This window comes from Pseudomonas sp. 8(2025) (genome assembly GCF_052665325.1).
The window spans coordinates 452,606-477,352 of record NZ_JBQOIE010000003.1; the positions used below are offsets into that span (position 1 = coordinate 452,606).

Annotated in this window: 20 protein-coding genes; 12 read left to right on the forward strand and 8 right to left on the reverse strand. The window is 63.2% G+C overall.

The features are described 5' to 3' along the window. Positions 1–51 precede the first annotated feature (51 nt). The 5 genes from ACUXVH_RS08940 (at position 52) to ACUXVH_RS08960 (ending at position 5,604) form a co-directional block, all read left to right on the forward strand. Positions 52–1,647 carry an ABC transporter substrate-binding protein gene (locus ACUXVH_RS08940; RefSeq protein ID WP_011059234.1) on the forward strand — a complete coding sequence of 532 codons (1,596 nt, stop codon included), beginning with the start codon at positions 52–54 and terminating at the stop codon, positions 1,645–1,647. Between the two features lie 73 nt (positions 1,648–1,720). Beyond that, positions 1,721–2,731, forward strand: a complete 1,011-nt coding sequence (locus tag ACUXVH_RS08945; protein WP_011059233.1) for an ABC transporter permease subunit — start codon at positions 1,721–1,723, stop codon at positions 2,729–2,731. A gap of 11 nt (positions 2,732–2,742) precedes the next feature. Then, positions 2,743–3,654: an ABC transporter permease subunit gene (locus tag ACUXVH_RS08950; protein ID WP_011059232.1), complete on the forward strand. Its 912-nt coding sequence runs from the start codon at positions 2,743–2,745 to the stop codon at positions 3,652–3,654. 10 nt (positions 3,655–3,664) lie between these two features. Then, the gene (locus ACUXVH_RS08955) at positions 3,665–4,633 is read left to right on the forward strand and encodes an ABC transporter ATP-binding protein (protein ID WP_011059231.1); all 969 of its coding nucleotides are present in this window, start codon (positions 3,665–3,667) and stop codon (positions 4,631–4,633) included. Next, positions 4,633–5,604 (forward strand): peptide ABC transporter ATP-binding protein, encoded by a 972-nt coding sequence (locus tag ACUXVH_RS08960; protein WP_011059230.1) that lies wholly within the window; start codon positions 4,633–4,635, stop codon positions 5,602–5,604. The genes ACUXVH_RS08955 and ACUXVH_RS08960 overlap by 1 nt, the downstream gene beginning before the upstream one ends. A 104-nt stretch (positions 5,605–5,708) precedes the next feature. Here ACUXVH_RS08960 and ACUXVH_RS08965 read toward each other — a convergent pair whose 3' ends face one another. Both ACUXVH_RS08965 and ACUXVH_RS08970 read right to left on the reverse strand, forming a co-directional pair. Further along, positions 5,709–5,951 (reverse strand): hypothetical protein, encoded by a 243-nt coding sequence (locus ACUXVH_RS08965; RefSeq protein ID WP_015634142.1) that lies wholly within the window; start codon positions 5,949–5,951, stop codon positions 5,709–5,711. A gap of 339 nt (positions 5,952–6,290) precedes the next feature. Continuing rightward, positions 6,291–7,874, reverse strand: a complete 1,584-nt coding sequence (locus ACUXVH_RS08970) for a peptide chain release factor 3 (protein ID WP_011059228.1) — start codon at positions 7,872–7,874, stop codon at positions 6,291–6,293. 350 nt (positions 7,875–8,224) lie between these two features. Here ACUXVH_RS08970 and ACUXVH_RS08975 point away from each other — a divergent pair, with 350 nt between their 5' ends. The 5 genes from ACUXVH_RS08975 to ACUXVH_RS08995 all read left to right on the forward strand — a co-directional run bounded on the left by ACUXVH_RS08975 (position 8,225) and on the right by ACUXVH_RS08995 (position 13,521). Then, positions 8,225–8,941 carry an ABC transporter permease gene (locus ACUXVH_RS08975; RefSeq protein ID WP_011059227.1) on the forward strand — a complete coding sequence of 239 codons (717 nt, stop codon included), beginning with the start codon at positions 8,225–8,227 and terminating at the stop codon, positions 8,939–8,941. A gap of 24 nt (positions 8,942–8,965) precedes the next feature. Then, a complete protein-coding gene (locus ACUXVH_RS08980; protein ID WP_065364617.1) occupies positions 8,966–9,859 on the forward strand; it encodes a glycine betaine ABC transporter substrate-binding protein in 894 nt (297 codons plus the stop codon). A 12-nt stretch (positions 9,860–9,871) separates the two neighbouring features. Further along, positions 9,872–10,525 carry an ABC transporter permease gene (locus tag ACUXVH_RS08985; RefSeq protein WP_011059225.1) on the forward strand — a complete coding sequence of 218 codons (654 nt, stop codon included), beginning with the start codon at positions 9,872–9,874 and terminating at the stop codon, positions 10,523–10,525. Continuing rightward, positions 10,522–11,679 carry an osmoprotectant ABC transporter ATP-binding protein OsmV gene (locus ACUXVH_RS08990; protein WP_011059224.1) on the forward strand — a complete coding sequence of 386 codons (1,158 nt, stop codon included), beginning with the start codon at positions 10,522–10,524 and terminating at the stop codon, positions 11,677–11,679. Before ACUXVH_RS08985 ends, ACUXVH_RS08990 begins: the two co-directional genes overlap by 4 nt. 678 nt (positions 11,680–12,357) lie before the next feature. After that, positions 12,358–13,521: a type III PLP-dependent enzyme gene (locus ACUXVH_RS08995; RefSeq protein ID WP_015634137.1), complete on the forward strand. Its 1,164-nt coding sequence runs from the start codon at positions 12,358–12,360 to the stop codon at positions 13,519–13,521. A 70-nt stretch (positions 13,522–13,591) separates the two neighbouring features. On the opposite strand, the gene ACUXVH_RS09000 is transcribed toward ACUXVH_RS08995, so the two are convergent. Genes ACUXVH_RS09000 through ACUXVH_RS09015 form a run of 4 tightly spaced genes read right to left on the reverse strand, consistent with a single transcriptional unit; the run spans position 13,592 to position 15,655 of the window. Next, complete coding sequence (locus ACUXVH_RS09000) at positions 13,592–13,870, reverse strand: type II toxin-antitoxin system RelE/ParE family toxin (protein WP_053156352.1); 279 nt, start codon at positions 13,868–13,870, stop codon at positions 13,592–13,594. Further along, complete coding sequence (locus ACUXVH_RS09005; protein WP_047283908.1) at positions 13,867–14,130, reverse strand: CopG family ribbon-helix-helix protein; 264 nt, start codon at positions 14,128–14,130, stop codon at positions 13,867–13,869. Before ACUXVH_RS09005 ends, ACUXVH_RS09000 begins: the two co-directional genes overlap by 4 nt. Before the next feature lie 55 nt (positions 14,131–14,185). Continuing rightward, complete coding sequence (locus ACUXVH_RS09010; protein ID WP_065364618.1) at positions 14,186–14,971, reverse strand: tetratricopeptide repeat protein; 786 nt, start codon at positions 14,969–14,971, stop codon at positions 14,186–14,188. Between the two features lie 3 nt (positions 14,972–14,974). Next, positions 14,975–15,655: a Fe2+-dependent dioxygenase gene (locus ACUXVH_RS09015; protein WP_053156347.1), complete on the reverse strand. Its 681-nt coding sequence runs from the start codon at positions 15,653–15,655 to the stop codon at positions 14,975–14,977. A gap of 206 nt (positions 15,656–15,861) precedes the next feature. Between ACUXVH_RS09015 and ACUXVH_RS09020 the strand changes: the two genes are divergently transcribed. After that, positions 15,862–18,168, forward strand: a complete 2,307-nt coding sequence (locus tag ACUXVH_RS09020; RefSeq protein WP_065364619.1) for a TonB-dependent receptor — start codon at positions 15,862–15,864, stop codon at positions 18,166–18,168. 156 nt (positions 18,169–18,324) lie between these two features. After that, positions 18,325–20,856 carry a PepSY domain-containing protein gene (locus ACUXVH_RS09025; protein ID WP_445494579.1) on the forward strand — a complete coding sequence of 844 codons (2,532 nt, stop codon included), beginning with the start codon at positions 18,325–18,327 and terminating at the stop codon, positions 20,854–20,856. 266 nt (positions 20,857–21,122) lie between these two features. On the opposite strand, the gene ACUXVH_RS09030 is transcribed toward ACUXVH_RS09025, so the two are convergent. After that, positions 21,123–22,664 carry an alkaline phosphatase D family protein gene (locus ACUXVH_RS09030; protein WP_065364621.1) on the reverse strand — a complete coding sequence of 514 codons (1,542 nt, stop codon included), beginning with the start codon at positions 22,662–22,664 and terminating at the stop codon, positions 21,123–21,125. A 332-nt stretch (positions 22,665–22,996) separates the two neighbouring features. Continuing rightward, complete coding sequence (locus ACUXVH_RS09035) at positions 22,997–24,742, reverse strand: PTS fructose-like transporter subunit IIB (protein WP_065364622.1); 1,746 nt, start codon at positions 24,740–24,742, stop codon at positions 22,997–22,999. Between the last annotated feature and the right edge of the window lie 5 nt (positions 24,743–24,747).

Sequence of the window (24,747 nt, forward strand, 5' to 3'; positions counted from 1 at the left end):
CGAATCCGCCATTCAAGCTAATCTGGTTCAATCGATTGCAGAGGGTTCCTGATGAAAATGCTTCCCCTGAAAGCGGCCGTTGGCGCCGCCCTGCTGAGCGTCGCCCTGGGCGCCACAGCCAAACCCTTGGTGGTCTGTACCGAAGCCAGCCCGGAAGGCTTCGATATGGTCCAGTACACGACTGCAGTCACGGCCGACGCAGTGGCGGAAACCATCTTCAACCGCCTGGTGGACTTCAAGCCCGGCACCACTGACATCGAGCCGGCCCTGGCCGAATCCTGGGACATCAGCCCCGACGGCCTGCAATACACCTTCCATCTGCGCAAGGGCGTGAAGTTCCACAGCACCGACTACTTCACCCCGACGCGCGAGATGAACGCCGACGACGTGCTCTGGAGCTTCCAGCGCCAGCTGGACCCGAAGCACCCCTGGCATGACAAGTCCAGCGTGGGCTTCCCCTATTTCGAAAGCATGGGCTTCAAGGAACTGCTGAAAAGCGTCGAGAAGATCGACGACCACACCGTGGTCTTCACCCTGACCCGCCGCGAAGCCCCTTTCCTCGCCGACGTAGCCATGGCCTTCTCGTCGATCTTCCCGGCCGAATACGCCGACAAGCTGCTCAAGGAAGGCAAGACCTCTGAGCTCAACAGCAAGCCCATCGGCACCGGCCCGTTCATCTTCACCCGCTATGCCAAGGACGCCCAGGTACGCTTCAAGGCCAACCCGGACTACTTCCGCGGCAAGCCGCCGGCCGACCCGCTGGTGCTGGCGATCACCACCGATAACAACGTGCGCCTGCAGAAGCTCAAGGCCAACGAATGCCAGATCGCCCTGTACCCCAAGCCCGATGACATTCCCAGCATCAAGGCCGACGCCAACCTCAAGGTCGACGAGCTGGCCGCCATGACCACCGGCTACATCGCCATGAACACCACGCGCAAATACATGAGCGACGTGCGAGTGCGCAAGGCCATCGACATCGCCTTCGACAAGGAAGCCTACGTCAACAGCCTGTACGGCAAGGGCAACGCCCTGGTGGCCACCGGCCCGTATCCGCCGACCCTGCTGGGCTTCAACAACAGCCTGAAGAACCCGCCCCGGGATCTGGACAAGGCCCGCGCGCTGCTCAAGGAAGCCGGCGTACCGGAGGGTACGGTTATCACCCTGTTCACCCGCAACGGCGGCGGCCCGACCAACCCCAACCCGATGCTCGGCGCACAGATGATGCAGGCCGACCTGGCCAAGGTGGGCCTCAAGCTCGACATCCGCGTGATGGAGTGGGGCGAGATGCTCAAGCGTGCGAAAAACGGCGAACACGATATGGTGTCGGCGGGCTGGGCCGGGGACAACGGCGATCCGGACAATTTCCTGACCCCGAACCTGAGTTGTGACGCGGCGAAAAACGGCGAAAACTACGCCCGCTGGTGCAACAAGACGTTCCAGGATCTGATCGACGAAGCACGCTCCGACGCTGAACCCGCCAAACGCGCCGAGCTCTATGAAAAGGCCATGCTGGTTTTCGAACAGGATCAACCGTGGATCCCCATGGCCTATCCGAAAATGTTCACCGCCATGCGCAAGAACGTCGAGGGTTATCACATTAGCCCCCTGACCACTAACAACTTCGCTACCACCCAAGTGAAGTAATAAGAAACGCCCGCCGTCCTTGACCCCAAGGATGGCGGGAACGCCTAACCGGCTGATTGAGGTACTTCAGAAGATGTTTAGTTTTATTGCCCGCCGTGTGGGGTTGCTGATACCCACATTCTTCGGCATCACCTTGCTGACCTTCGCCTTGATACGCATGATTCCCGGCGACCCCGTGGAAGTCATGATGGGCGAGCGTCGGGTCGACCCTGAGATGCATGCCCAGGCAATGGAACGCCTTGGATTGAACAAGCCGCTGTACGCCCAGTACCTGGACTACATCGGCAAGCTGGCCCACGGCGACCTGGGCGAGTCCCTGCGCACCCGCACCAGCGTCTGGAGCGAATTCACCTCGCTGTTCCCCGCGACCCTGGAACTGTCCATGGCCGCCCTGCTGTTCGCCGGTGTGCTCGGCCTGCTGGCCGGGGTGATCGCCGCCTTGAAGCGAGGGTCGCTGTTCGACCATGGGGTAATGGGGATCTCGCTGGCGGGGTATTCGATGCCGATCTTCTGGTGGGGCCTGATCCTGATCATGTTCTTCTCGGTAAGCCTGGGCTGGACCCCGGTTTCCGGGCGTATCGACCTGCTCTACGACATCGAGCCGAAAACCGGCTTCATGCTCATCGACACCCTGCTGGCCAAAGACACCGACGCCTTCTTCGACGCGCTGCAGCACCTGATCCTGCCCGCCATCGTGCTGGGCACCATTCCGCTGGCGGTGATCGCGCGGATGACCCGCTCCTCGATGCTCGAAGTGCTGCGTGAGGACTACATCCGTACCGCCAAGGCCAAGGGCCTGTCGCCGGCTCGGGTGGTGTTCGTCCACGGCCTGCGCAACGCGCTGATTCCGGTGCTGACCGTGGTCGGCCTGCAAGTCGGCACCCTGCTGGCCGGTGCGGTCCTGACCGAAACCATCTTTTCCTGGCCGGGCATCGGCAAGTGGCTGATCGAAGCCATCGGCGCCCGGGACTATCCCGTGGTGCAGAACGGCATCCTGCTGATCGCCTGCCTGGTGATCATGGTCAACTTCGTGGTGGACATCCTCTACGGCTTTGCCAACCCACGCATCCGTCATCAGCGCTGAGATCAAGACTAATGAGCACTCCAACTTCCTCAGTAGCAGTCGATCAAAGCCTGCTCTATCCGTCCGTCTACAAAGAATTCTGGCAGCACTTCTCCCGCAACAAGGGCGCGGTGGCCGGCCTGCTGTTCATGCTGCTGATCGTGTTCTGCGCACTGTTCGCGCCCTGGGTGGCGCCGCACAACCCCAGCGAGCAGTACCGCGACTTCCTGCTGACCCCTCCGGCCTGGCTCGAAGGCGGCCAGATGCAGTTCCTGCTGGGCACCGACGAACTGGGCCGCGACCTGCTCTCGCGCCTGATCCAGGGTTCGCGCCTGTCGCTGCTGATCGGCCTGTCGTCGGTGGTGATGTCGCTGATCCCGGGGATCCTCCTCGGGCTGTTCGCCGGCTTCTTCCCGCGTTTGCTGGGCCCGACCATCATGCGCCTGATGGACATCATGCTGGCCCTGCCATCGCTGCTGCTGGCCGTGGCCATCGTCGCCATCCTCGGCCCAGGCCTGATCAATACCGTGATCGCCATTGCCGTGGTGTCCCTGCCGTCCTATGTACGCCTGACCCGCGCCGCAGTGATGGGCGAACTCAACCGCGACTACGTGACCGCCGCGCGCCTGGCCGGTGCCGGCCTGCCACGCCTGATGTTCATCACCGTGCTGCCCAACTGCATGGCACCGCTGATCGTCCAGGCCACCCTGAGCTTCTCCTCGGCGATCCTCGACGCCGCCGCCCTGGGCTTCCTCGGCCTGGGCGTGCAACCGCCGACTCCGGAGTGGGGCACCATGCTGGCCTCGGCCCGGGACTACATCGAACGCGCCTGGTGGGTCGTGAGCCTGCCGGGCCTGACCATTTTGCTCAGCGTGCTGGCAATCAACCTGATGGGCGACGGCCTGCGCGATGCGCTGGATCCGAAACTCAAGAACGCCGCCTGAGGAGATTCCCATGTCACTGCTAGAAATCAAGAATCTCAATGTCCGTTTCGGCGACGCCACTGCGGTGCCGGTGGTCGATGGCCTCGACCTCAAGGTCGACAAGGGCGAAGTGCTGGCCATCGTCGGCGAGTCCGGCTCCGGCAAATCGGTGACCATGATGGCCCTGATGGGCCTGATCGAGCACCCCGGCATCGTCACCGCCGATGCCCTAAGCTTCGACGGCCGCGACATGCTCAAGCTCAGCGCGCGCCAGCGCCGGCAGATCGTCGGCAAGGACCTGGCCATGGTCTTCCAGGACCCGATGACCGCGTTGAACCCCAGCTACACCGTGGGCTTCCAGATCGAGGAAGTGCTGCGCCTGCACCTGAAGATGTCCAGCAAGGCGGCGCGCAAGCGCGCCATCGAACTGCTGGAAAAGGTCGAGATCCCCGGCGCCGCCAGCCGCATGGACGCCTACCCGCACCAATTGTCCGGCGGCATGAGCCAGCGGGTGGCAATCGCCATGGCGATCGCCGGCGAGCCCAAGCTGCTGATCGCCGACGAACCCACCACCGCCCTGGACGTGACCATCCAGGCGCAGATCATGGACCTGCTGCTGAACCTGCAGAAAGAGCAGAACATGGGCCTGGTGCTGATCACCCACGACCTCGCCGTGGTCGCCGAAACCGCCCAGCGGGTGTGCGTGATGTACGCCGGCCAGGCGGTTGAGGTGGGCCAGGTACCGGAGCTGTTCGACATCCCCGCGCACCCCTACAGCGAAGCGCTGCTGGCGGCGATTCCCGAGCACAGCCTCGGCGCCACTCGCTTGTCGACCCTGCCGGGCATCGTCCCCGGGCGCTACGACCGGCCTCAAGGCTGCCTGCTGTCGCCGCGCTGCCCCTACGTGCAAGACAACTGCCGCGCCCAGCGCCCCAGCCTCGACCCGAAAGCCGCCAGCCTGGTGCGCTGCTTCTACCCGCTGAATCAGGAGGTGGCGTAATGGCCGTCGTTCTTACCGCCCGCGACCTCACCCGTCACTACGAAGTGTCCCGTGGCCTGTTCAAGGGCCACGCCACCGTGCGCGCACTCAACGGCGTGTCCTTCGAGCTGGAAGCCGGCAAGACCCTGGCTGTGGTGGGTGAATCCGGCTGTGGCAAATCCACCCTGGCGCGGGCCCTGACCCTGATCGAGGAACCGTCTTCCGGCTCGCTGAAAATCGCCGGCCAGGAAGTCGCCGGTGCCGACAAGGCCCAGCGCAAGCAACTGCGCAAAGACGTGCAGATGGTGTTCCAGAGCCCTTATGCCTCGCTCAACCCGCGGCAGAAGATCGGTGACCAGCTGGCCGAGCCGCTGCTGATCAACACCAAGCTGTCGGCCGCCGAACGCCGGGAAAAAGTCCAGGCGATGATGAAGCAGGTAGGCCTGCGCCCCGAACATTACCAGCGCTACCCGCACATGTTCTCCGGGGGGCAGCGCCAGCGTATCGCCCTGGCCCGGGCAATGATGCTGCAGCCCAAGGTGCTGGTGGCAGACGAACCGACCTCGGCCCTAGACGTATCGATCCAGGCCCAGGTATTGAACCTGTTCATGGACCTGCAGCAGGAATTCAACACCGCCTACGTGTTCATTTCCCACAACCTGGCAGTGGTGCGCCACGTGGCCGACCAGGTGCTGGTGATGTACCTCGGCCGGCCGGTGGAAATGGGCCCCAAGGAGGACATCTACACCCGCCCCCTGCACCCCTACACCCAGGCCCTGCTGTCGGCGACACCAACCATCCACCCGGACCCGGACAAGCCGAAGATCAAGATCGTCGGCGAGCTGCCCAACCCGCTGAACCCACCACCGGGCTGCGCCTTCCACAAGCGCTGCCCTTATGCCACCGAGCGTTGCAGCACTGAAGAGCCGGCCCTGCGCCAGCTCGACAGCCGCCAGGTGGCCTGCCACTACGCCGAGCAATTCGTGCTGTAGCGGCCATGAAAAAGGCGCTCCCGGATGCCTCCGGGAGCGCCTGAACCTTGTTCGACCCGCCCCCGGCGACAGATTGCGCATCAGTCCGTCGTCGGGGGTTTCTTTTAGCCCTGGCTGTCGCCGTCATCCTCGTCGGTGGTCTGGTCGTCATCGCCGGAACTGCCACCCTGACCTTCATCGCCCGGCTCCGATTCGGACTTGGCAAGCATCTGCACCGGTGCGCTCTGGCTCGAGGAGTAACCCGGCTCGCTCACCTGCATCAGGTTGTGGGCCCAGGCCGCCGAGGTTCCGAGCGACAGCATCACCAGCACTTTGATCAACAGCACAACGCGTTGGAAAATTCTCATAGCCGATTCCATCCTTTCATAGGTGAATCATCGATGGCTGCGCGCCAGCCTTGCGGCGGCCACAGCACTGTCTGAAACCTAGTCGTGATATCCCGGCTTTTCCAGATAGCTCCCTATCGATTCCCGAGCCGCCAAAGCCCTTCCGACTAACGGCGCTCCCTTAAGAACACCACAATCCGTAGGAGCCGGCTTGCCGGCGAAGAAACCCGCAAGCCAGGCACAACAGCGTCCGCCGCCGTCGCTGGCAAGCCAGCGCCTACGGGGTGGCGGCAGGCCAATCCTGCGCGCAAAAAAAAGCCCCGCTGTCTGCACAGCGGGGCTCGAGGGTGGCCGGCGAACTTAGTGGTGTTCGCGGGTGGCGCGGAATTTCACGTCCGGCCAGCGCTCTTCCATCAGCGCCAGGTTGACCCGGGTCGGCGCCAGGTAGGTCAGGTGGCCGCCGCCGTCCAGGGCCAGGTTTTCCACCGCCTTGTTGGAAAACTCTTCGAGCTTCTTCTTGTCGCTGCATTCGATCCAGCGGGCGGACCACACGGTGATCGGCTCGTAGGAGCACTCCACCTTGTATTCCTCCTTCAGGCGGCTGGCCACCACGTCGAACTGCAGCACACCCACGGCGCCGAGGATGATGTCGTTGCTGCGCTCGGGGAAGAACACCTGGGTCGCGCCTTCTTCGGCCAGCTGTTGCAGGCCCTGGCGCAGTTGCTTGGACTTGAGCGGATCCTTCAGACGCACACGGCGGAACAGCTCCGGGGCGAAGTGCGGGATACCGGTGAAGCCCAGCGCCTCGCCTTCGGTGAAGGTGTCGCCGATCTGGATGGTGCCGTGGTTGTGCAGGCCGATGATGTCGCCGGCATAGGCCTCTTCCAGTTGCTCACGCTCGGAGGAGAAGAAGGTCAGGGCGTCGCCAATGCGCACGTCCTTGCCAGTGCGCACGTGGCGCATCTTCATGCCTTTCTCGTACTTGCCCGAGCAGATGCGCATGAAGGCGATGCGGTCGCGGTGCTTGGGGTCCATGTTCGCCTGGATCTTGAAGATGAAGCCCGAGAACTTCTCTTCCTGGGGGGCCACGCTGCGCTCGTTGGCAACGCGGGCCAGCGGCAGCGGCGCCCAGTCCACCACGGCGTCGAGCACGTGGTCGACACCGAAGTTGCCCAGCGCGGTCCCGAAGAACACCGGCGTCAGCTGGCCGTCGAGGAACTCCTGCTGGTTGAACTCGTGGCAGGCGCCCTGCACCAGTTCCAGCTGCTCGATGAAGCGCTCGTACTCGTCACCCAGGTGGGCCCTGGCTTCGGCGGAGTCGAGCTTTTCGATGATCTTGGTTTCGGTGCGCTCGTGGCCGTGGCCCGGGGTGTAGACGATGATGTAGTCGCCGGCCAGGTGGTACACGCCCTTGAAGTCGCGGTAGCAACCGATCGGCCAGGTGATGGGGGCAGCCTTGATCTTCAGGACCGCTTCGATTTCGTCCAGCAGTTCGATCGGGTCGCGAATGTCCCGGTCGAGTTTGTTGATGAAACTGACGATGGGCGTGTCGCGCAGGCGGCAGACGTCCATCAGGGCGATGGTCCGTGGCTCGACGCCCTTACCGCCGTCGAGCACCATCAGCGCCGAGTCCACCGCGGTCAGGGTGCGGTAGGTGTCTTCCGAGAAGTCTTCGTGGCCGGGGGTGTCCAGCAGGTTGATCATGTGTTCGCGATAGGGGAACTGCATGACCGACGTGGTAATGGAAATACCCCGCTGCTTCTCCATCTCCATCCAGTCGGAAGTGGCGTGGCGGTCGGACTTGCGCGATTTGACGGTACCCGCCACCGCAATGGCCTTGCCCATCAGCAACAGCTTCTCGGTGATCGTGGTCTTACCCGCATCCGGGTGGGAAATAATGGCGAAAGTGCGGCGTTTCGCGACTTCGGCGGCCTGTTGGGTCATGGGAAATCGCCTGGCGGTGATCAAAAAAGGGCGCAGATTATAGCCCAGACATAGCCTTGCGGGCCACAGCTCACCCCGTCGCCCGGGCGACCGGACGGCAGATTAACGGTGGCTAAATGCTGCCAATTATGGAACCTTTTAAAACGTGGAGACGTCCACTCCCCTGTCACGCACTGTCGTCAGGGGCTGAAATATCAGCAAGTTAGCTTGACGAAGCTGCGCTCATGGCCCGTTCACCCGCCGCTCTGCCGGCGCTCGACGAGCTGCTTTTCGCGCGTATTTTCCCGGCAGCCAGGAATGGCCCTGCCACACGGGAAAGTGCCCGCCGACCGACAAAAAGGAGTCCGCCTGTGGCTATTCGCTATGGCAAAGGGCTGATAGGAGGCGCTGCGGTAATCGCCCTCCTGGCCCTGCTGGTCCACTGGATCGGCATCACTACGATCGAACACTACCGCGACGATCTGTTGTTCTACCTGCAAGCTCATCTGTTCCTGGTCCTGGCTTCAATGCTAGCCGCGCTGGTGGTGGGGATCCCCGCCGGCATCGTCCTCAGCCGCCCGAGCATGGTCGGACGCGCCGAACGCTTCATGCAAGTGTTCAACATCGGTAACACCGTCCCTCCCCTGGCCGTCCTGGCCATCGCTCTGGGGATCCTCGGCATCGGCAGTGGCCCGGCCATTTTCGCGCTGTTCCTCGCCTCCCTGCTGCCCATCGTGCGCAACACCTATGAAGGCCTGAAGAATGTCCAGGGTTCCCTCAAGGAAGCTGCGGTCGGCATCGGCATGACGCCACGCCAGGTGCTGTGGAAAGTCGAATTGCCCAATGCCGTGCCGATCATCATCGGCGGCGTGCGGGTGGCCCTGGCGATCAACGTCGGCACCGCGCCCCTGGCCTTCCTGATCGGCGCCAACAGCCTGGGCAGCCTGATTTTCCCCGGCATCGCCCTGAACAATCAGCCGCAACTGCTGCTCGGCGCCGCCTGCACCGCGCTGCTGGCCTTGCTCCTCGATGGCCTGGTGACCCTGGCCAGCCGACTTTGGCTGGAACGTGGTCTGCGCCCGTCTTAAGCCCGTCAGAGCCAAGGAACCGACATGAAGAAATTAAGCCTGATACTCGGCTGCGCCCTGCTTTTCAGCACATTGGCCCACGCCGTGGAAAAACCGCTGATCCGCATAGGCGCCCGGGTCTTCACCGAACAGACCCTGCTGGCGGAGATCACCTCCCAGTACTTGCGCAGCAAGGGCTACGACACCCGCGTCACCGGGGGCCTGGGCAGCAACCTGGCCCGCAGTGCCCAGGAAAGTGGCCAGTTGGACCTGATCTGGGAATACACCGGAGTCTCGCTGGTGGCCTACAACCACATCGACGAGAAACTCGACAGCGAACAGTCCTACGCCCGGGTGAAAGAACTCGATGCGAAAAAAGGCCTGGTCTGGCTGTCACCGTCCAAGTTCAGCAATACCTATGCCCTGGCGCTGCCAGAGAACGTGGCCAAGGAACATCCGCAGATCAATAGCATCAGCGACCTGACCCTGGCCCTGGCCGAAAACACCAAGGAAAACCGCCTGGTGGCCCTGGACACCGAGTTCGCCAACCGCTCCGACGGCATGGCCGGGATGGTCAAGCTCTATGACATGCCCCTGACCCGCAAGAACACCCGGCAGATGGACGCCGGCCTGGTCTACACCGCCCTGCGCAACGGCCAGGTGTTCGCCGGCCTGGTGTACACCACCGACGGGCGCCTCAATGCCTTCAAGCTCAAACTGCTGGAAGACGACAAGCACTACTTCCCGGACTACACCGCCGCGCCGGTGGTACGCCAGGCCTACCTCGACGCCCACCCGCAACTGGCCGCCGAGCTCAAGCCGCTGGCGGCGCTGTTCGACGACGAAACCATGCGCCAGCTGAACGCGCGGGTCGACGTCGACCATGAAAGCCCATCCGCCGTGGCCGCAGATTTCCTGCGCCAGCACCCGATCAACTAAAGAGGAGAAGACATGGAATTCCTGAACGCCTTTTCCCATCTCGATTGGGCCCAGGTCCTGCACCTGACCTGGCAGCACATCACCCTGGTGGGCATCGCCGTCACCCTGGCCATCGTCTTCGGCGTGCCCCTGGGCGTGCTGATGACCCGCTTCCCGACCCTTGCCGGCCCACTGCAGGCCAGCGCCACCGTGCTGCTGACCATTCCGTCCATCGCCCTGTTCGGCCTGCTGCTGCCGTTCTACTCCAAGTTCGGCCAGGGCCTGGGCCCGCTACCGGCTATCACCGCGGTGTTCCTCTATTCCCTGCTGCCGATCATGCGCAACACCTACCTGGCGCTGACCGGCGTCGAACCGGGCATTCGTGAAGCCGCCCGCGGCATCGGCATGACCTTCGGCCAGCGCCTGCGCATGGTCGAGTTGCCGATCGCGGTGCCGGTGATCCTCGCCGGGGTACGCACCGCCGTGGTGATGAACATCGGCGTCATGACCATCGCCGCCACCATCGGCGCCGGCGGCCTGGGCGTACTCATTCTTGCTTCCATCAGCCGCAGCGACATGTCGATGCTGATCGTCGGCGCCGTGCTGGTCAGTCTCCTGGCCATCTTCGCCGACCTGCTTCTGCAATGGCTGCAACGCTCGCTGACTCCAAAAGGACTCCTGAAATGATCGAACTTCAAAACCTGACCAAGACCTTTCGCAGCAACGGCAAGGATGTCAAAGCCGTCGACTCGGTAAGCCTGACCGTCAATGAAGGCGAGATCTGCGTGTTCCTCGGGCCCTCCGGCTGCGGCAAGAGCACCACGCTGAAAATGATCAACCGCCTGATCATGCCCACCTCGGGCAAGGTGCTGATCAATGGCGAGGACACCACCGGCCTGGACGAAGTGACCCTGCGCCGCAACATCGGCTACGTGATCCAGCAGATCGGCCTGTTCCCCAACATGACCATCGAGGAAAACATCGTGGTGGTGCCACGCCTGCTGGGCTGGGACAAGCAGAAATGCCACGACCGGGCCCGCGAGCTGATGAGCATGATCAAGCTCGAACCCAAGCAGTACCTGCATCGCTACCCACGGGAACTGTCCGGTGGCCAGCAACAGCGAATCGGGGTGATCCGCGCCCTGGCGGCGGACGCTCCGCTGCTGCTGATGGACGAGCCCTTCGGCGCGGTGGACCCGATCAACCGCGAGATGATCCAGAATGAATTCTTCGAGATGCAGCGGGCGCTTAACAAGACCGTGATCATGGTCAGCCATGACATCGACGAAGCCATCAAGCTGGGGGACAAGATCGCCATCTTCCGTGCCGGCAAGCTGCTGCAGATCGATCACCCCGACACCCTGCTGGCGCACCCGGCGGACGACTTCGTCAGCAACTTCGTCGGCCAGGACAGCACCTTGAAACGCCTGTTGCTGGTCAAGGCCGAAGACGCCGCGGACAACGCCCCGTCGGTCAGCCCGGAAACCCCGGTAGCCGACGCCCTGGAACTGATGGACGAACACGACCGCCGCTACGTGGTGGTGACCTGTGCCGAGAACAAGGCTCTGGGTTATGTACGTCGTCGCGACCTGCACCGTCAGACCGGCACCTGCGCCCAGTTCCTGCGAGAGTTCAACGCTACAGCCGCCTACGACGAACACCTGCGGATTCTTCTGTCGCGCATGTACGAGTTCAACCGCTCGTGGCTGCCGGTGATGGATGCCGAGCGGGTGTTCCTGGGCGAGGTGACTCAGGAATCCATCGCCGCCTACCTGAGCTCCGGGCGTTCGCGGGGGATGAAGACCAATATCGTCTCGCCGGCTGAAACAGTGGTCGCCTGATCAATAAATAGCCAATAACCAACCTGTGGCGAGGGCGCTTGCTCCCGCGGGACCGTGAAGCGGCCCCTCTTTGCAAAAAGAATGGGGCTGCTGCGCATCCGGCGCGAGCAAGCGCCCTCGCCACCGGGTGTTTTTGGCCCATCCACACGCCGGAAAAAAATATCAACAGCCGCCCCGGTCAGAGCTGTCCGACGCCCTCCTCCGAAACAGCCAAAATCCCCCTCAAACCGCCCTCTCGCCGCTAACGTCGCCGATGTTGACGCTTTCATACTTCCCAGCTACTTGGCACGCAAAAGCGTCGAACGTGCAGGTATTTTTAACACTCGAGAATTCTTCGGGAACATCTGTCCGTCATCTGTGTCGGCTACAAAGAGAGGTGTCGATAACGCACGTCAGACAAGTGCAAAAACGCGACATTTTTTGTTGATCTCAGCCCCCTCACCGCCTAAAGTTCGCGCCGAACGTCCATGCTGGAAACGATCCATCCGGCTCAAGTACTGACGACGAGACAGCAAGGCCAAGGGCAGATTTCCCATGGCCTTTTTGCTTTCGGCGACATGCCTTGGGAAGTAGGCGAACCAAAGTGGGGATACGGAGGACGTTCACAAGGCACTGTCATCAATGACATGTCCTTAAACCCATTGATTACCAACGTTTGCCAGTAGGAGTTCCCAACGCATGTCGATTAACGTCGAAGACTATTTCGCGCGCGAAACCTTTCAGAAAATGAAGTCTTTCGCCGACCAGCAAGAAACCCCGTTCGTGGTCATCGACACCCAGATGATCTCCCAGGCCTACGACGACCTGCGCGCCGGTTTCGAATTCGCCAAGGTCTACTACGCGGTCAAGGCCAACCCGGCCGTCGAGATCATCGACCTGCTGCACGAAAAAGGCTCCAGCTTCGACATCGCTTCGATCTACGAGCTGGACAAGGTGCTGGGCCGCGGCGTCAACCCGGCCAACATCAGCTACGGCAACACCATCAAGAAGTCCAAGGACATCCGCTACTTCTATGACAAGGGCGTGCGCCTGTACGCCACCGACTCCGAGGCCGACCTGCGCAACATCGCCAAGGCCGCACCGGGTTCGAAAGTCTACGTGCGCATTCTCACCGAAGGCTCCACCACCGCCGACTGGCCGCTGTCGCGCAAGTTCGGCTGCCAGACCGACATGGCCATGGACCTGCTGATCCTCGCTCGCGACCTGGGCCTGGTGCCTTACGGTGTGTCGTTCCACGTGGGTTCGCAACAGCGCGACATCAGCGTCTGGGACGCCGCCATTGCCAAGGTCAAGGTGATCTTCGAGCGCCTCAAGGAAGAAGACGGTATCGAGCTGAAGCTGATCAACATGGGTGGCGGCTTCCCGGCCAACTACATCACCCGCACCAACAGCCTGGAAACCTATGCCGAGGAAATCATCCGCTTCCTCAAGGAAGACTTCGGCGACGACCTGCCGGAAATCATCCTCGAGCCAGGCCGTTCGCTGATCGCCAACGCCGGCATCCTGGTCAGCGAAGTGGTGCTGGTGGCGCGCAAATCCCGCACCGCCGTCGAGCGCTGGGTGTACACCGACGTGGGCAAGTTCTCCGGCCTGATCGAAACCATGGACGAGTCCATCAAGTTCCCGATCTGGACCGAGAAGAAAGGTGAAGTGGAAGAAGTGGTGATCGCCGGCCCGACCTGCGACAGCGCCGACATCATGTACGAGAACTACAAGTACGGCCTGCCACTGAACCTGGCCATCGGCGACCGCCTGTACTGGCTGTCCACCGGCGCCTACACCACCAGCTACAGCGCGGTGGAATTCAACGGCTTCCCGCCGCTGAAGGCCTTCTACGTTTAAAGACGGCAGCTAGCTGCAAGAAAAAGCCCATGACTTGTCATGGGCTTTTTTGTGCGCGCGGTTCAGTGATTCAACGATCTTCCCGGACATGCCAAATACTCAGGATGGACAAGGCCATGCCTTGAATCTCATAACGCATCTCGTAATGCCCCACCAGCAATCGTCGAACATCCCTCGGCTTGAATTCCTCCAACTGCTCTCCCAATCGAGGGTTAGATAGAAGAGCATCTGGAGCCTGCACCAGCGATTGCACGGTCCGAGCAGCAGTAGAACGATTGACCTGGGCGAGAAACTCAAAAAGCCGAGCCAGATCGGATAGGGCCTTGCTCGTCCATTTCAGCTGTCTCATTTTGGTAAGGGCAGAGGGTTGTCGCCAGACAGACTCTGCGCCCAAGCCAACACTGACTGATGATCGACAACCCTTCCAGCATCGACATCTGCCAAGGCCTCAAGCGTCAGTCGACGGCGCTCTTCTTCCTGGTCAACCCAGGCCACCAACGCCTGCTTCACGACCCAGGCCCGGGAGCGTTCCAGGCGAGAAGCAAGTTGATCGACCTTATCAGCCAGGTCCAAGGGAATGTGAGCGGTCAGTACTTTTGTCGCGGGCATGAGGCAAGACCTGCATCAGAATGATTAAAAGCGATTAGCTTTGAATCATAGTGATTTAAGACAACACAGCAAGCCGCTCTCCATCCCGTTCGTCACCCAATTGCGCCGCCCGCCGCTGATAGGCCTGGGCCAGGTCGCGAATCTCGGGGTGCGTGGCCTTGAGCAGCGCGGCGCATGCCACCCGGAGGAAATTCAGGTTGCCACCGGCCAGAGCCCGTTGCAGCCACGCCACGGCTTCGTCGATACGCCCGGCATCGGCCAGCACCGCCGCATGGCTGAACTGCCCGCGAAAATCCCCGCCTTCGGCCGAGCGCCGGTACCAGTCCCGCGCCGCTTCAAGGTCGGCCTGGCACACCAGCCCCTCCTCCAGGTAGCGCCCCAGCAGGTTCATCGATTTGGCATGGCCAAGGTCCGCCGCACGACGGTAACAGGCCAGGGCCAAGGCATGGTTCTGCACCACGCCGCGACCGGTGGCCAACAGGTTGGCGTAGTTGTACAGCCCCCAGTCCAGCCCCGCTTCGGCAGCCAGGCGATAGTGCCCGGCCGCGCTGGCGGCATCCGCCGGGCAACCCCAGCCGTGCTCATGGCAGCGCCCCAGCATGTTGCGCGCCATCAGGTGCCCACGTTGTGCGGCGATCTCGAACCAGCGCACCGCCAGGGGTTGATCCTGCTGGATGCCGCGACCGTCGAGGAGGATCTGCCCCAGCAGCGCCTGGGCGTCCAGCAGCCCCTCGGAAGCAGCGGCCAGCACCGCCTGGGCGGCGCGGGCCGGGCTCTCCTCAAGCATGGCGCTCAGTTGCGCGCCGTCGAGGAGCTCCTCGCGACGAAGTTGAAAAGTCACGGCTTACACCTCGACCCAGCGACGCAGAAGGTTGTGGTAGGTGCCGGTCAGGCGGATCAGCGAAGGATGCTCGGGCACGTCCCGGGTCAGCTCCTGGATCGCGCCGTCCATCTCGAACAGCAAGGCGCGCTGGCTATCTTCGCGCACCAGGCTCTGGGTCCAGAAGAATGAGGCATAGCGAGCACCCCGGGTCACCGGGTTGACCTTGTGCAGGCTGGTGCCTGGATACAGCACCATGTCCCCCGCCGGCAGCTTGACCCGCTGCAGGCCGAAGGTGTCCTGGATCTCCAGCTCGCCGCCTTCGTAATCCTCGGGGTCGCTGAAGAACAGGGTCGACGACAGGTCCGTACGCACCCGCTCCGGGCTGCCCTTGGGCTGGCGCACGGCGTTGTCGATGTGGAAGTCGAAACTGCCGCCGGCGGTGTAGCAGTTGATCAGCGGCGGAAACACCTTGTGCGGCAAGGCGGCGGACATGAACAGCGGGTTCTGCCACAGGCGATCGAGCATCGCCGCGCCGATCTCCTGGGCCAGAGGGTGGCCTTCCGGCAGTTGCAGGTTGTGCTTGGCCTTGGCCGACTGGTAACCGGCGGTGATCTTGCCGTCCGCCCAGTCCGCCTGTTCCAGGGCTTCACGGATGCGCCCGACCTCGTCACGGGTGAACACGCCAGGGATGTGCAGCAACATGGCCAGGTACCTGCAGAGCGAAAGGCCGTCAATGATATTGATTCTTATTGACTGTGTAAAACCCCGGGACGCATGAGAACGTAAAAACCGTAAAGGCAAATTGTAAAGAATGTAAATTAAGTGCGAATAGCAATATTTCGCAATTGATAACAAATGTTTCTTTCCCCTATATTCCGCCGCCTCAAATCCTTGGGGAGGGGAAAAACATGTCACGCCAACAACCACCATCCGCTGTCAGTTCACCACGCCTTCTGGCGTCTGCAATTGGCGTGGCGATCACCGCCGGCTCCGCAGGCCATATGGTCCAGGCGGCTGAAGAGACTCAGCAGAAGACTTCGGGCAAAGCCATTGCCCTGGAAGCCACCAGCATTACCGGTGAGGCCCAGGACCAGACGTCCTACAAGGTCGAAAACTCCTCCTCGAAAAAGTACACCGCGCCGCTGGTGAACACCCCACGCTCGGTGACCGTGGTGCCACAGCAAGTACTCAAGGACACCGCGGCCACCTCGCTGCAGGACGCCCTGCGTACCGTGCCCGGTATCACCTTCGGTGCCGGTGAGGGCGGCAACCCCCAAGGCGACCGTCCCTTCATCCGGGGGTTCGACGCCCAAAGTGACACCTACCTGGACGGCGTCCGCGACACAGGTGCCCAAAGCCGCGAAGTCTTCGCAGTTGAAAACATCGAAGTCAGCAAAGGCCCCAACTCGGCCATGGGCGGCCGTGGCGCCGCTGGCGGCAGCATCAACCTGGTGAGCAAGAAGGCGCACCTGGGCAACTCCCTGGACGGTGGCTTCACCTGGGGCTCCGATCAGACCCAGCGCTACACCCTGGATGGCAACTACCAGTTCAGCGATACCGCCGCTGGCCGTCTGAACCTGATGAGCCATGAAAGCAACGTCGCCGGACGAGACAAGGTCAACTACGACCGCTGGGGCATCGCCCCGTCCCTGGCCTTCGGCCTAGGCACCGACACCCGGGTATTCCTCGATTACTACCACCTGGAAAGCGATGACCTGCCGGACTCGGGCATTCCCTACGGCTATTCCATGGGCACCGCCCACACCGCGGCCCATCCGGACAAACCGGTCAACGGCGGCGACAGCAGCAACTTCTATGGCCTGACCGACCGCGACTTCCGCAAGTCCCGCGTGGACACCGCGACCTTCGCCATCGAGCACGACCTGAATGACTCGCTGACCCTGAAGAACACTTTCCGTCACGGCACCAGCATGCAGGACTACATCCTGACCCAGCCGGACGACAGCCAGGGCAACGTGCGCAGTGGCACCGTCTGGCGCCGGGCCAACACCCGGGTGTCGAACACCGACACCACCACCAACCAGACCGATCTGTACGGTGAGTTCGTGCTGGGCGGCTTCAAGAACAACTTCTCCGCCGGCATCGAACTGTCCGACGAGTCCTCGAGCAAAAGTGGCTACACCGTTTCCAACAACGCCAATATCAAGTGCAACGTGCCGCAGCCTGCTGGCGTTTGTACCTCGCTGTCGAATCCGACTCCGGATGACGCCTATGCCGGCACCATCAGCCGCAACTACGCGGGCACCGACACCGAAGGCACCACCCGGGCCATCTACTTTGCCGACACTCTGGAGCTGACCCCGCAGTGGCTGGTCAACATGGGCCTGCGCTACGACCACTTCGAAACCCAGGCCAAGACCAAGAACACCGCGCGCACCACCACCTTCAAGGCCGAGGACACCAGCGAATTCGTGACAGGCCAACTGGGCCTGGTATGGAAGCCGCAGGACAACGGCAGCGTCTATATCTCCTATGCCACCTCGGCTACACCGGTCGGCAGCACCCTGGACAACGGCGCCGAGACCAACCCGTTTGCCACCACTTCCGGCACGCCGACCAGCATCGTCAGCGACATGAAGCCCGAGGAAACCGTCAACTACGAGATCGGCACCAAGTGGGACCTGTTCAACGACCGTCTGGCACTGACCGGTGCGATCTTCCGTACCGAAAAGGAAAACACCCGGGTCCTGAGCAGCAACTACACCTACGAAAACGCCGGCAAGACCCGAGTTGACGGCCTTGAGCTGACTGCGAGCGGCAAGCTGACCGACAAGTGGCAAGTGTTCGCCGGCTACAGCTACCTGGACAGCACCATCGTCGATCCGGGCGCCAGCGGTGATCGCAGCGGTAAAGTCAGTGGCCTCGCCAACCCGGCCAAGGGCAATGAATTGCCAAATACGCCGAAAAACAGCTTCAGCCTGTGGACCACCTATAACCTGACCCAGAAGCTGACCATCGGTGGTGGCGCCTTCTACGTCGACAAGGTCTGGGGCGATAACAACAACAGCCTGTACGTGCCGTCCTACACCCGCTACGACGCCATGGCCAGCTACAAGCTGACCAAGAACGTCGACCTGCAGTTGAACGTGCAGAACCTGACCGACAAGACCTACTACGACAAGGCCTACGCGGCGCACTTCGCCAACCAGGCGGCCGGTCGTACCGCGCTGCTGACCACCAGCTTCCACTTCTGATCCAACGCAAGACCTTCCTGTGGCCACGGCCACAGGCGCCCAAGCCCCACGCATTTCAGTGCCTGGGGCTTTTGCATGTAAAAACGAATGCTTCTCGACAACACACGGCATAATGCGCGCCGTGTTTCCTCTCTCTGGACGAACAAGGCGAGTGACGTGTTGAAGAAAACCCTGTTCCAGCTGCACTGGTTCTTCGGCATCAGCGCGGGGCTGATCCTGGCCCTGATGGGCATCACCGGGGCGACCGTGTCGTTCCAGGACGAAATCCTGCGCGCCCTCAATCCATCGGTGCTGCAAGTCGACAAGCTCCCCGCCGGGGTGCTGCCGCCCGCCGAACTGGTGGAAAAAATCCAGGCCGCCGAAGGCAAGACGGTGTCCATGCTCTGGGTCGAGACCGACAGCGGCAACGCCGCGCGGGTGTTCTTCACCCCGCCGCCGGGGGAACGCCGTGGCCAGATGCGCTACTTCGACCCCTATACCGGCGAGTTCATGGGCGACGCCGTCGGCCAGGACTTCTTCGGCCTCATGCTGCAATTGCACCGTTTCCTGGCCATCGGCGACACCGGCCGGCAGATCACCGGCGCCTGCACCCTGATCCTGATCTTCTTCTGCCTGTCCGGGCTGTACCTGCGCTGGCCGCGCCAGGTCGGCAACTGGCGGGTGTGGCTGACCCTGGACTGGGCCAAGAAAGGCCGCGGCTTCAACTGGGACCTGCACGCGGTGTTCGGCACCTGGTGCCTGCTGTTCTACCTGCTGTTCGCCCTCACCGGCCTGTACTGGTCCTACGATTGGTACCGGGAGGGCCTGACCAAGCTGCTCTCCGATGCGCCACACAGCGAACGCCAGCGTGGTGGCCGTGGTGGCCCGCCGCCCAAGGGCCCGGCCCCGGTGGCGGACTACAACGCCATGTGGAGCAGCATCTACAGCGCCGCCGGCAAGGACCTCAATGCCTACAACATCCGTATGCCTGCCGTGGCCGGGCAGCCGGCGACTGTGTTCTACCTGCTCAAGAGCTCCCCCCACGAACGGGCGCTGAACCAACTGACCCTGGACCCGACCACCGGGGTGATCAGGCGTCATGACCGCTACGCCGACAAGAGCCTCAAGTCGCAGTTGCTCACCAGCGTCTACGCACTGCACGTGGGCAGCTACTTCGGCCTGGTGGGGCGCATCCTGCTGACCCTGGCCTCCTTGACCATGCCGCTGTTCTTCGTCACCGGCTGGCTGCTGTACCTGGATCGCCGACGCAAGAAGCGCCAGATCAAGCAGGCCCGCCAGGGCCTGGAAAGTACCGCCCCCGACGGCTCGGCGTGGCTGATCGGCTTCGCCAGCCAGAGCGGCTTTGCCGAGCAACTGGCCTGGCAGACCGCCGGGCAATTGCAGGCTGCCGGGGTGGCGACCAAGGTCCAGCCGCTGAGCAATCTCAGCGAACAGGACCTGCGTGACGCCCAGCGCGCGCTGTTCGTGGTCAGCACCTTTGGCGACGGCGAAGCACCGGACAGCGCCCGCGGCTTCGAGCGCAAGCTGCTGGGCCGCGAGCTGTCGCTGCAAGGCCTGCAATACGCCGTGCTCGGCCTGGGCGACCGCCAGTACCAGCACTTCTGCGGCTTTGCCCGACGCCTGCACGACTGGCTGTCGAACCAGGGCGGCAGCACCCTGTTCGCCCCCATCGAGGTGGACAGCGGCGACAGCTACGCCCTGCGCCACTGGCAGCAGCAACTGGGCCAGCTCACCGGCCATGCCCCGGTAGACCTGTGGCAGGCCCCGGCCTTCGACAACTGGACCCTGAAGAGCCGCACCCTGCTCAACCCCGACAGCAGCGGCTCCGGGGTCTACCTGCTGCAACTGCTGGCCCCCAGCGCCAGCAGCTGGCTGGCTGGCGACCTGGTGGAAGTCATGCCGCGCAACAGCCCGTGGCTGGTCGAATACTTCCTCGACGGCCTGGGGCTCTCCGGCGAGGCCAGGGTCCAGCTCGACGGCCTGGAAGAGAGCCTGGAACAAGCCCTGGGCAGCCGCCAGCTACCAGAAAACCGCACCCACCTGGTGGGCCTGCACGCCCAGGCCCTGGTGGATGCCCTGGTGCCCCTGAGCATGCGCGAATACTCCATCGCCTCGATTGCCGCCGACGGTTGCCTGGAGCTGCTGGTACGCCAGGAACGCCACGCCGACGGCAGCCTGGGGATCGGTTCCGGCTGGCTCACCGAGCATGCTGCGGTGGGTTCGAGCATCAGCCTGCGGGTACGGCGCAACAGCGGCTTCCACCTGCCGGCCGAACCTTGCCCGCTGATTCTGCTGGGCAACGGCACCGGGCTGGCGGGCTTGCGCAGCCTGCTCAAGGCCCGCATCGCCGAGGGCCAGCAACGCAACTGGCTGATCTTTGGCGAGCGCAATGCCGAGCATGATTTCTACTTCAAGGATGAACTGCAGGAATGGCGCACCCGGGGCGACCTGAGCCGCCTGGACCTGGCGTTCTCCCGGGACCAGGCCGAGAAGATCTACGTCCAGGACCGCCTGCGCCAGGCGGCGGACGAGCTGAAAAAATGGCTGGACGATGGCGCCGCGATCTACATCTGCGGCAGCTTGCAGGGCATGGCGTCGGGGGTGGATCAGGTGCTCATCGAGGTACTGGGCGCAGACCACGTCGAACGCCTGATTGAGCAGGGTCGCTACCGCCGCGACGTTTACTGAGGCGTCAGACGCTTCGCCGGCAAGCCGGCTCCTGCACCAATCCTGCTGCACCTTCCGTAGGAGCTGGCTTGCCAGCGAAGGCGCCCGCCTGAACAGCGCAAGGCGCAAGGGCCTCTTCGCCGGCAAGCCGGCTCCTACATCAATCGTGCCGCACCCTCCGTAGGAGCTGGCTTGCCAGCGAAGGCGCCCTTCAGAACAGCGCAAGGCTCACGGGCCCTATTCGCCGGCAAGCCGGCTCCTACGGGACGGGGCGTTGGCGGGGATGGTTACGCCGGTTGCAGGTTGTGCTCGTACACCGCCACGCCATCCAGGTCCCGCAGGATTACCTTCAGCTCTGCCGTTTGCCCATCGATCTGCACTTCGCCAAAGAACTGGAAGCCGGCAAAGGGTGAAGTGTTCTGCGCTGGCGGCGCCTTCTGGAACACCACTTCCGGGCCGAAGGTCTTGTCCAGCACATTGGGCCCGAAACTCCCGGCGTTCAGGGGGCCGGCGACAAACTCCCAGAACGGCTCGAAATCCTGGAACGCCGCCCGATCCGGGTGGTAGTGGTGGGCCGCGCAGTAGTGCACGTCCGCCGTCAGCCACACATGGTTGCGCACCTGATGCTTGCGCAAATACGCCAGCAGCTCGGTAATCTCCAGCTCGCGGCCCTGGGCCGGGCCCGGGTCGCCGTTGGCGATCGCCTCCCAGCGCGCCACCCCGGGGCTGACTTCGCCATCGGGCACGCCCAGGCCAATGGGCATGTCCGCCGCCACCACTTTCCACTGGGCCGAGGAGTCCTTGAGCTCACGCTTCAGCCAATCCAGTTGCTCGCGGCCGAGGAAAGGTTTCTCGCCGCCGAGGTTGTCATCGTTGGGGCCGCGATAGCTGCGCATGTCCAGCACGAACACATCCAGCAACGGCCCATAGCTGAGCTTGCGATAGATGCGCCCGCCGCCATCGGCGCTCTGCCGGCGCATGGGCGAATACTCCAGCCAGGCCTGGCGCGCGCGGCCCACCAGGGTCTGGATGTCCTTGACCACGTAACGTTCGTCCAGCTGCTTGCTCGGCGACCAGTTATTGACCACCTCATGGTCGTCCCACTGCCAGATCTGCGGCACCTCGGCGTTGAAGCGGCGCAGGTTTTCGTCCATCAGGTTGTAGCGGTAGTTGCCCCGGTATTCGTCGAGGGTCTCGGCCACTTTGCTCTTGGCCTCGGTGGTGAGGTTGCGCCAGATGCGCCCGTCTTCCACGGTCAACTGCGCCGGCACCGGGCCGTCGGCGTAGATGGTGTCGCCGCTGTGGATAAAGAAGTCCGGCAGGCGCAGACGCATTGCCTCGTAGATGCGCATGCCGCCGATATCCGGGTTGATGCCGAAGCCCTGCCCTACCGTGTCGCCGCTCCAGACAAAACGGATGTCCCGGCGTTGCGAAGGCGCACTGCGCAAGTGGCCGAACCAGGGTTCGCTGGCCACGCCGGACTGGGTATCCTCGAAGGTCACCCGATAGAAGATCGCCTGGTTGGCCGGCAGCCCGGTCAACTCCACCCGCGCCGTGAAGTCGGTCCGCGCATCGGCCAGGGGCGAGATGAAACGCCGAGGGTTGCTGAACATGCTTCGCGTGTCCCACTCCACCACCATCCGCGCCGGACGATCGCTGCGGCTCCAGATCATCGCCTTATCCCCCAGCAGATCCCCGGACTGCACCCCGTCGGTGAGCTGCGGCCGATCCTTGACCGAAGCGATCACCGCCGGCGCCAGGCTCGGCATCAACAGCCCCGCCCCGGCGATTTGCATGATCCGACGACGGCCGAGGTTGAACTCGCTCATGGTGACTCCCTGACAATGGTCAAAAAGCACACCTTAGACAGTGGGGATGAAGGGGGTGTGACAAGGAGCTGAAGGCCGTAATGCAGATAGGTCGTTCTCAACCTGCGGCAGCGGCTACACGAAGCCAGGTAATCCCTGTAGCCGCTGCTGAGCCTGCGAAGCTGCGAAAAGGACCGAAGGGCCTTGCTTGGCGATTTCCCGACGAACCTCGGGCAGGTTTGGAATCGCTGCGTCTCCTGCGAGGGAGTGCCGCCCAAAGCGTTCACAGCCTGCGGCAGCGGCTACAACGGGTGCCGTTGCGGGATTGCGCCGCAACGGATGTGCCGTGGAGGTCAGGCCGCCTTGGCCGGTTCCAGGGCTAGTTCGACGGTCTCTGGTCGTTTCACCAGCGCATAGACCACCGCCGTCAGCAGGCTGCCCGCGACAATCGCCAGCAGGTACAGCAGGGCGTGGTTGATGGCATTCGGGATCAGCATGACGAACAGGCCGCCGTGGGGCGCCATCAGTTTGCAGCCGAAGTACATCGACAAAGCCCCGGTCAGGGCGCCGCCGGCGATGCTCGCCGGGATCACTCGCAACGGGTCCTTGGCGGCAAACGGGATTGCGCCTTCGGAGATAAAGCACAGGCCCAATACCAGCGCCGCCTTGCCGGCCTCACGTTCGGTCTGGGCAAATTTGCGTCGGGCAATGAAGGTGGCAATGCCCAGGCCAATGGGCGGTACCATGCCCGCGGCCATGGTCGCGGCCATCGGTGCATAGCTCTGGGAGGCCAGCAGCCCTACCGAGAACGCATAGGCCGCCTTGTTGATCGGCCCGCCCAGGTCGACACACATCATGCCGCCCAGCAGTACCCCCAGCAGAATCGCGTTGGTGGTGCCCATGCTGTCGAGGAAGTGGGTCAGGGCTTCGAGCATGCCCGCCACGGGTTTGCCCACCACGTAGATCATCACCAGCCCGGTGAACAGGCTGGCCAGCAGCGGGATGATCAGGATAGGTTTCAGCGCCTCCAGGCTTTGCGGCAAGCGCGCATATTTATTGATCGCCTTGGCCGCATAGCCGGCGAGGAAACCGGCGACGATGCCGCCGATAAAACCCGCACCCAGGGTGCTGGCGAGCATGCCACCGATCATTCCCGGCGCCAGGCCTGGGCGGTCGGCGATGGAGTACGCGATGTAACCCGCCAGCAGCGGCACCATCAGCTTGAAGGCGGTCTCGCCGCCGATCTGCATCAACGCCGCGGCCAGGGTGCCCTCCTCCTTGAACGCAGTGATGCCGAAGACGAAGGACAGGGCAATCATCAAGCCGCCCGCCACCACCATCGGCAGCATGAACGACACCCCGGTCAGCAGGTGTTTGTAGACCCCGGTCTTTTCCTGTTTGGCCGGTGCCTGGGCGCCTGCTGCGGAGGACTCCAGCCGGCCCTCGGCCAGGGCCTTGTTCAGAGTCGCTTCGGACTGTTTCAGGGCCACGCCGGTGCCGCAGCGATAAATGCGCTTGCCGGCAAAACGTTCGGTGGGTACTTCGATGTCCGCCGCCAGCAGCACCACGTCGGCCTCGGCAATGGCTTGGGCGCTCAGCGGATTGCGCGCGCCCACCGAGCCCTGGGTTTCCACTTGCAGGTCGTAGCCCAGGCGCTTGGCGGTTTGCTGCAGGGCCTCGGCGGCCATGAAGGTGTGAGCCACGCCAGTCGGGCAGGCAGTGATCGCCACCAGCCGCGGGGCGCGTTTGCCTGTTTCGAGCACCGGCTCGGCACGGGCCTCGGTGGCCACATGGACCTGGGCCTCTTCGGCACCGCGACGCAGCACTGCATCGACATCCTGCAGGGCCTGGGACGGGCTGCTGCGGTACACCCGCTTGCCGACAAAACGCGACATATCCACAGGCCCGGTGCTGACCACCAGCACCCACTCGGCAGCCTCAATGGTGGCCGCCGAGAGTTGGCGTTCCGGGTGCGCTTCATCGTGCACTTCGACGCTGGTGCTCCAGCCCTGGCGCTGCGCCGCGGCGTCCAGCAGGCGGGCGCAGAGCACGCTGGTGACCATGCCGTTGGGGCAGGCGGTAACTATGGCTAACTTCATGGGCA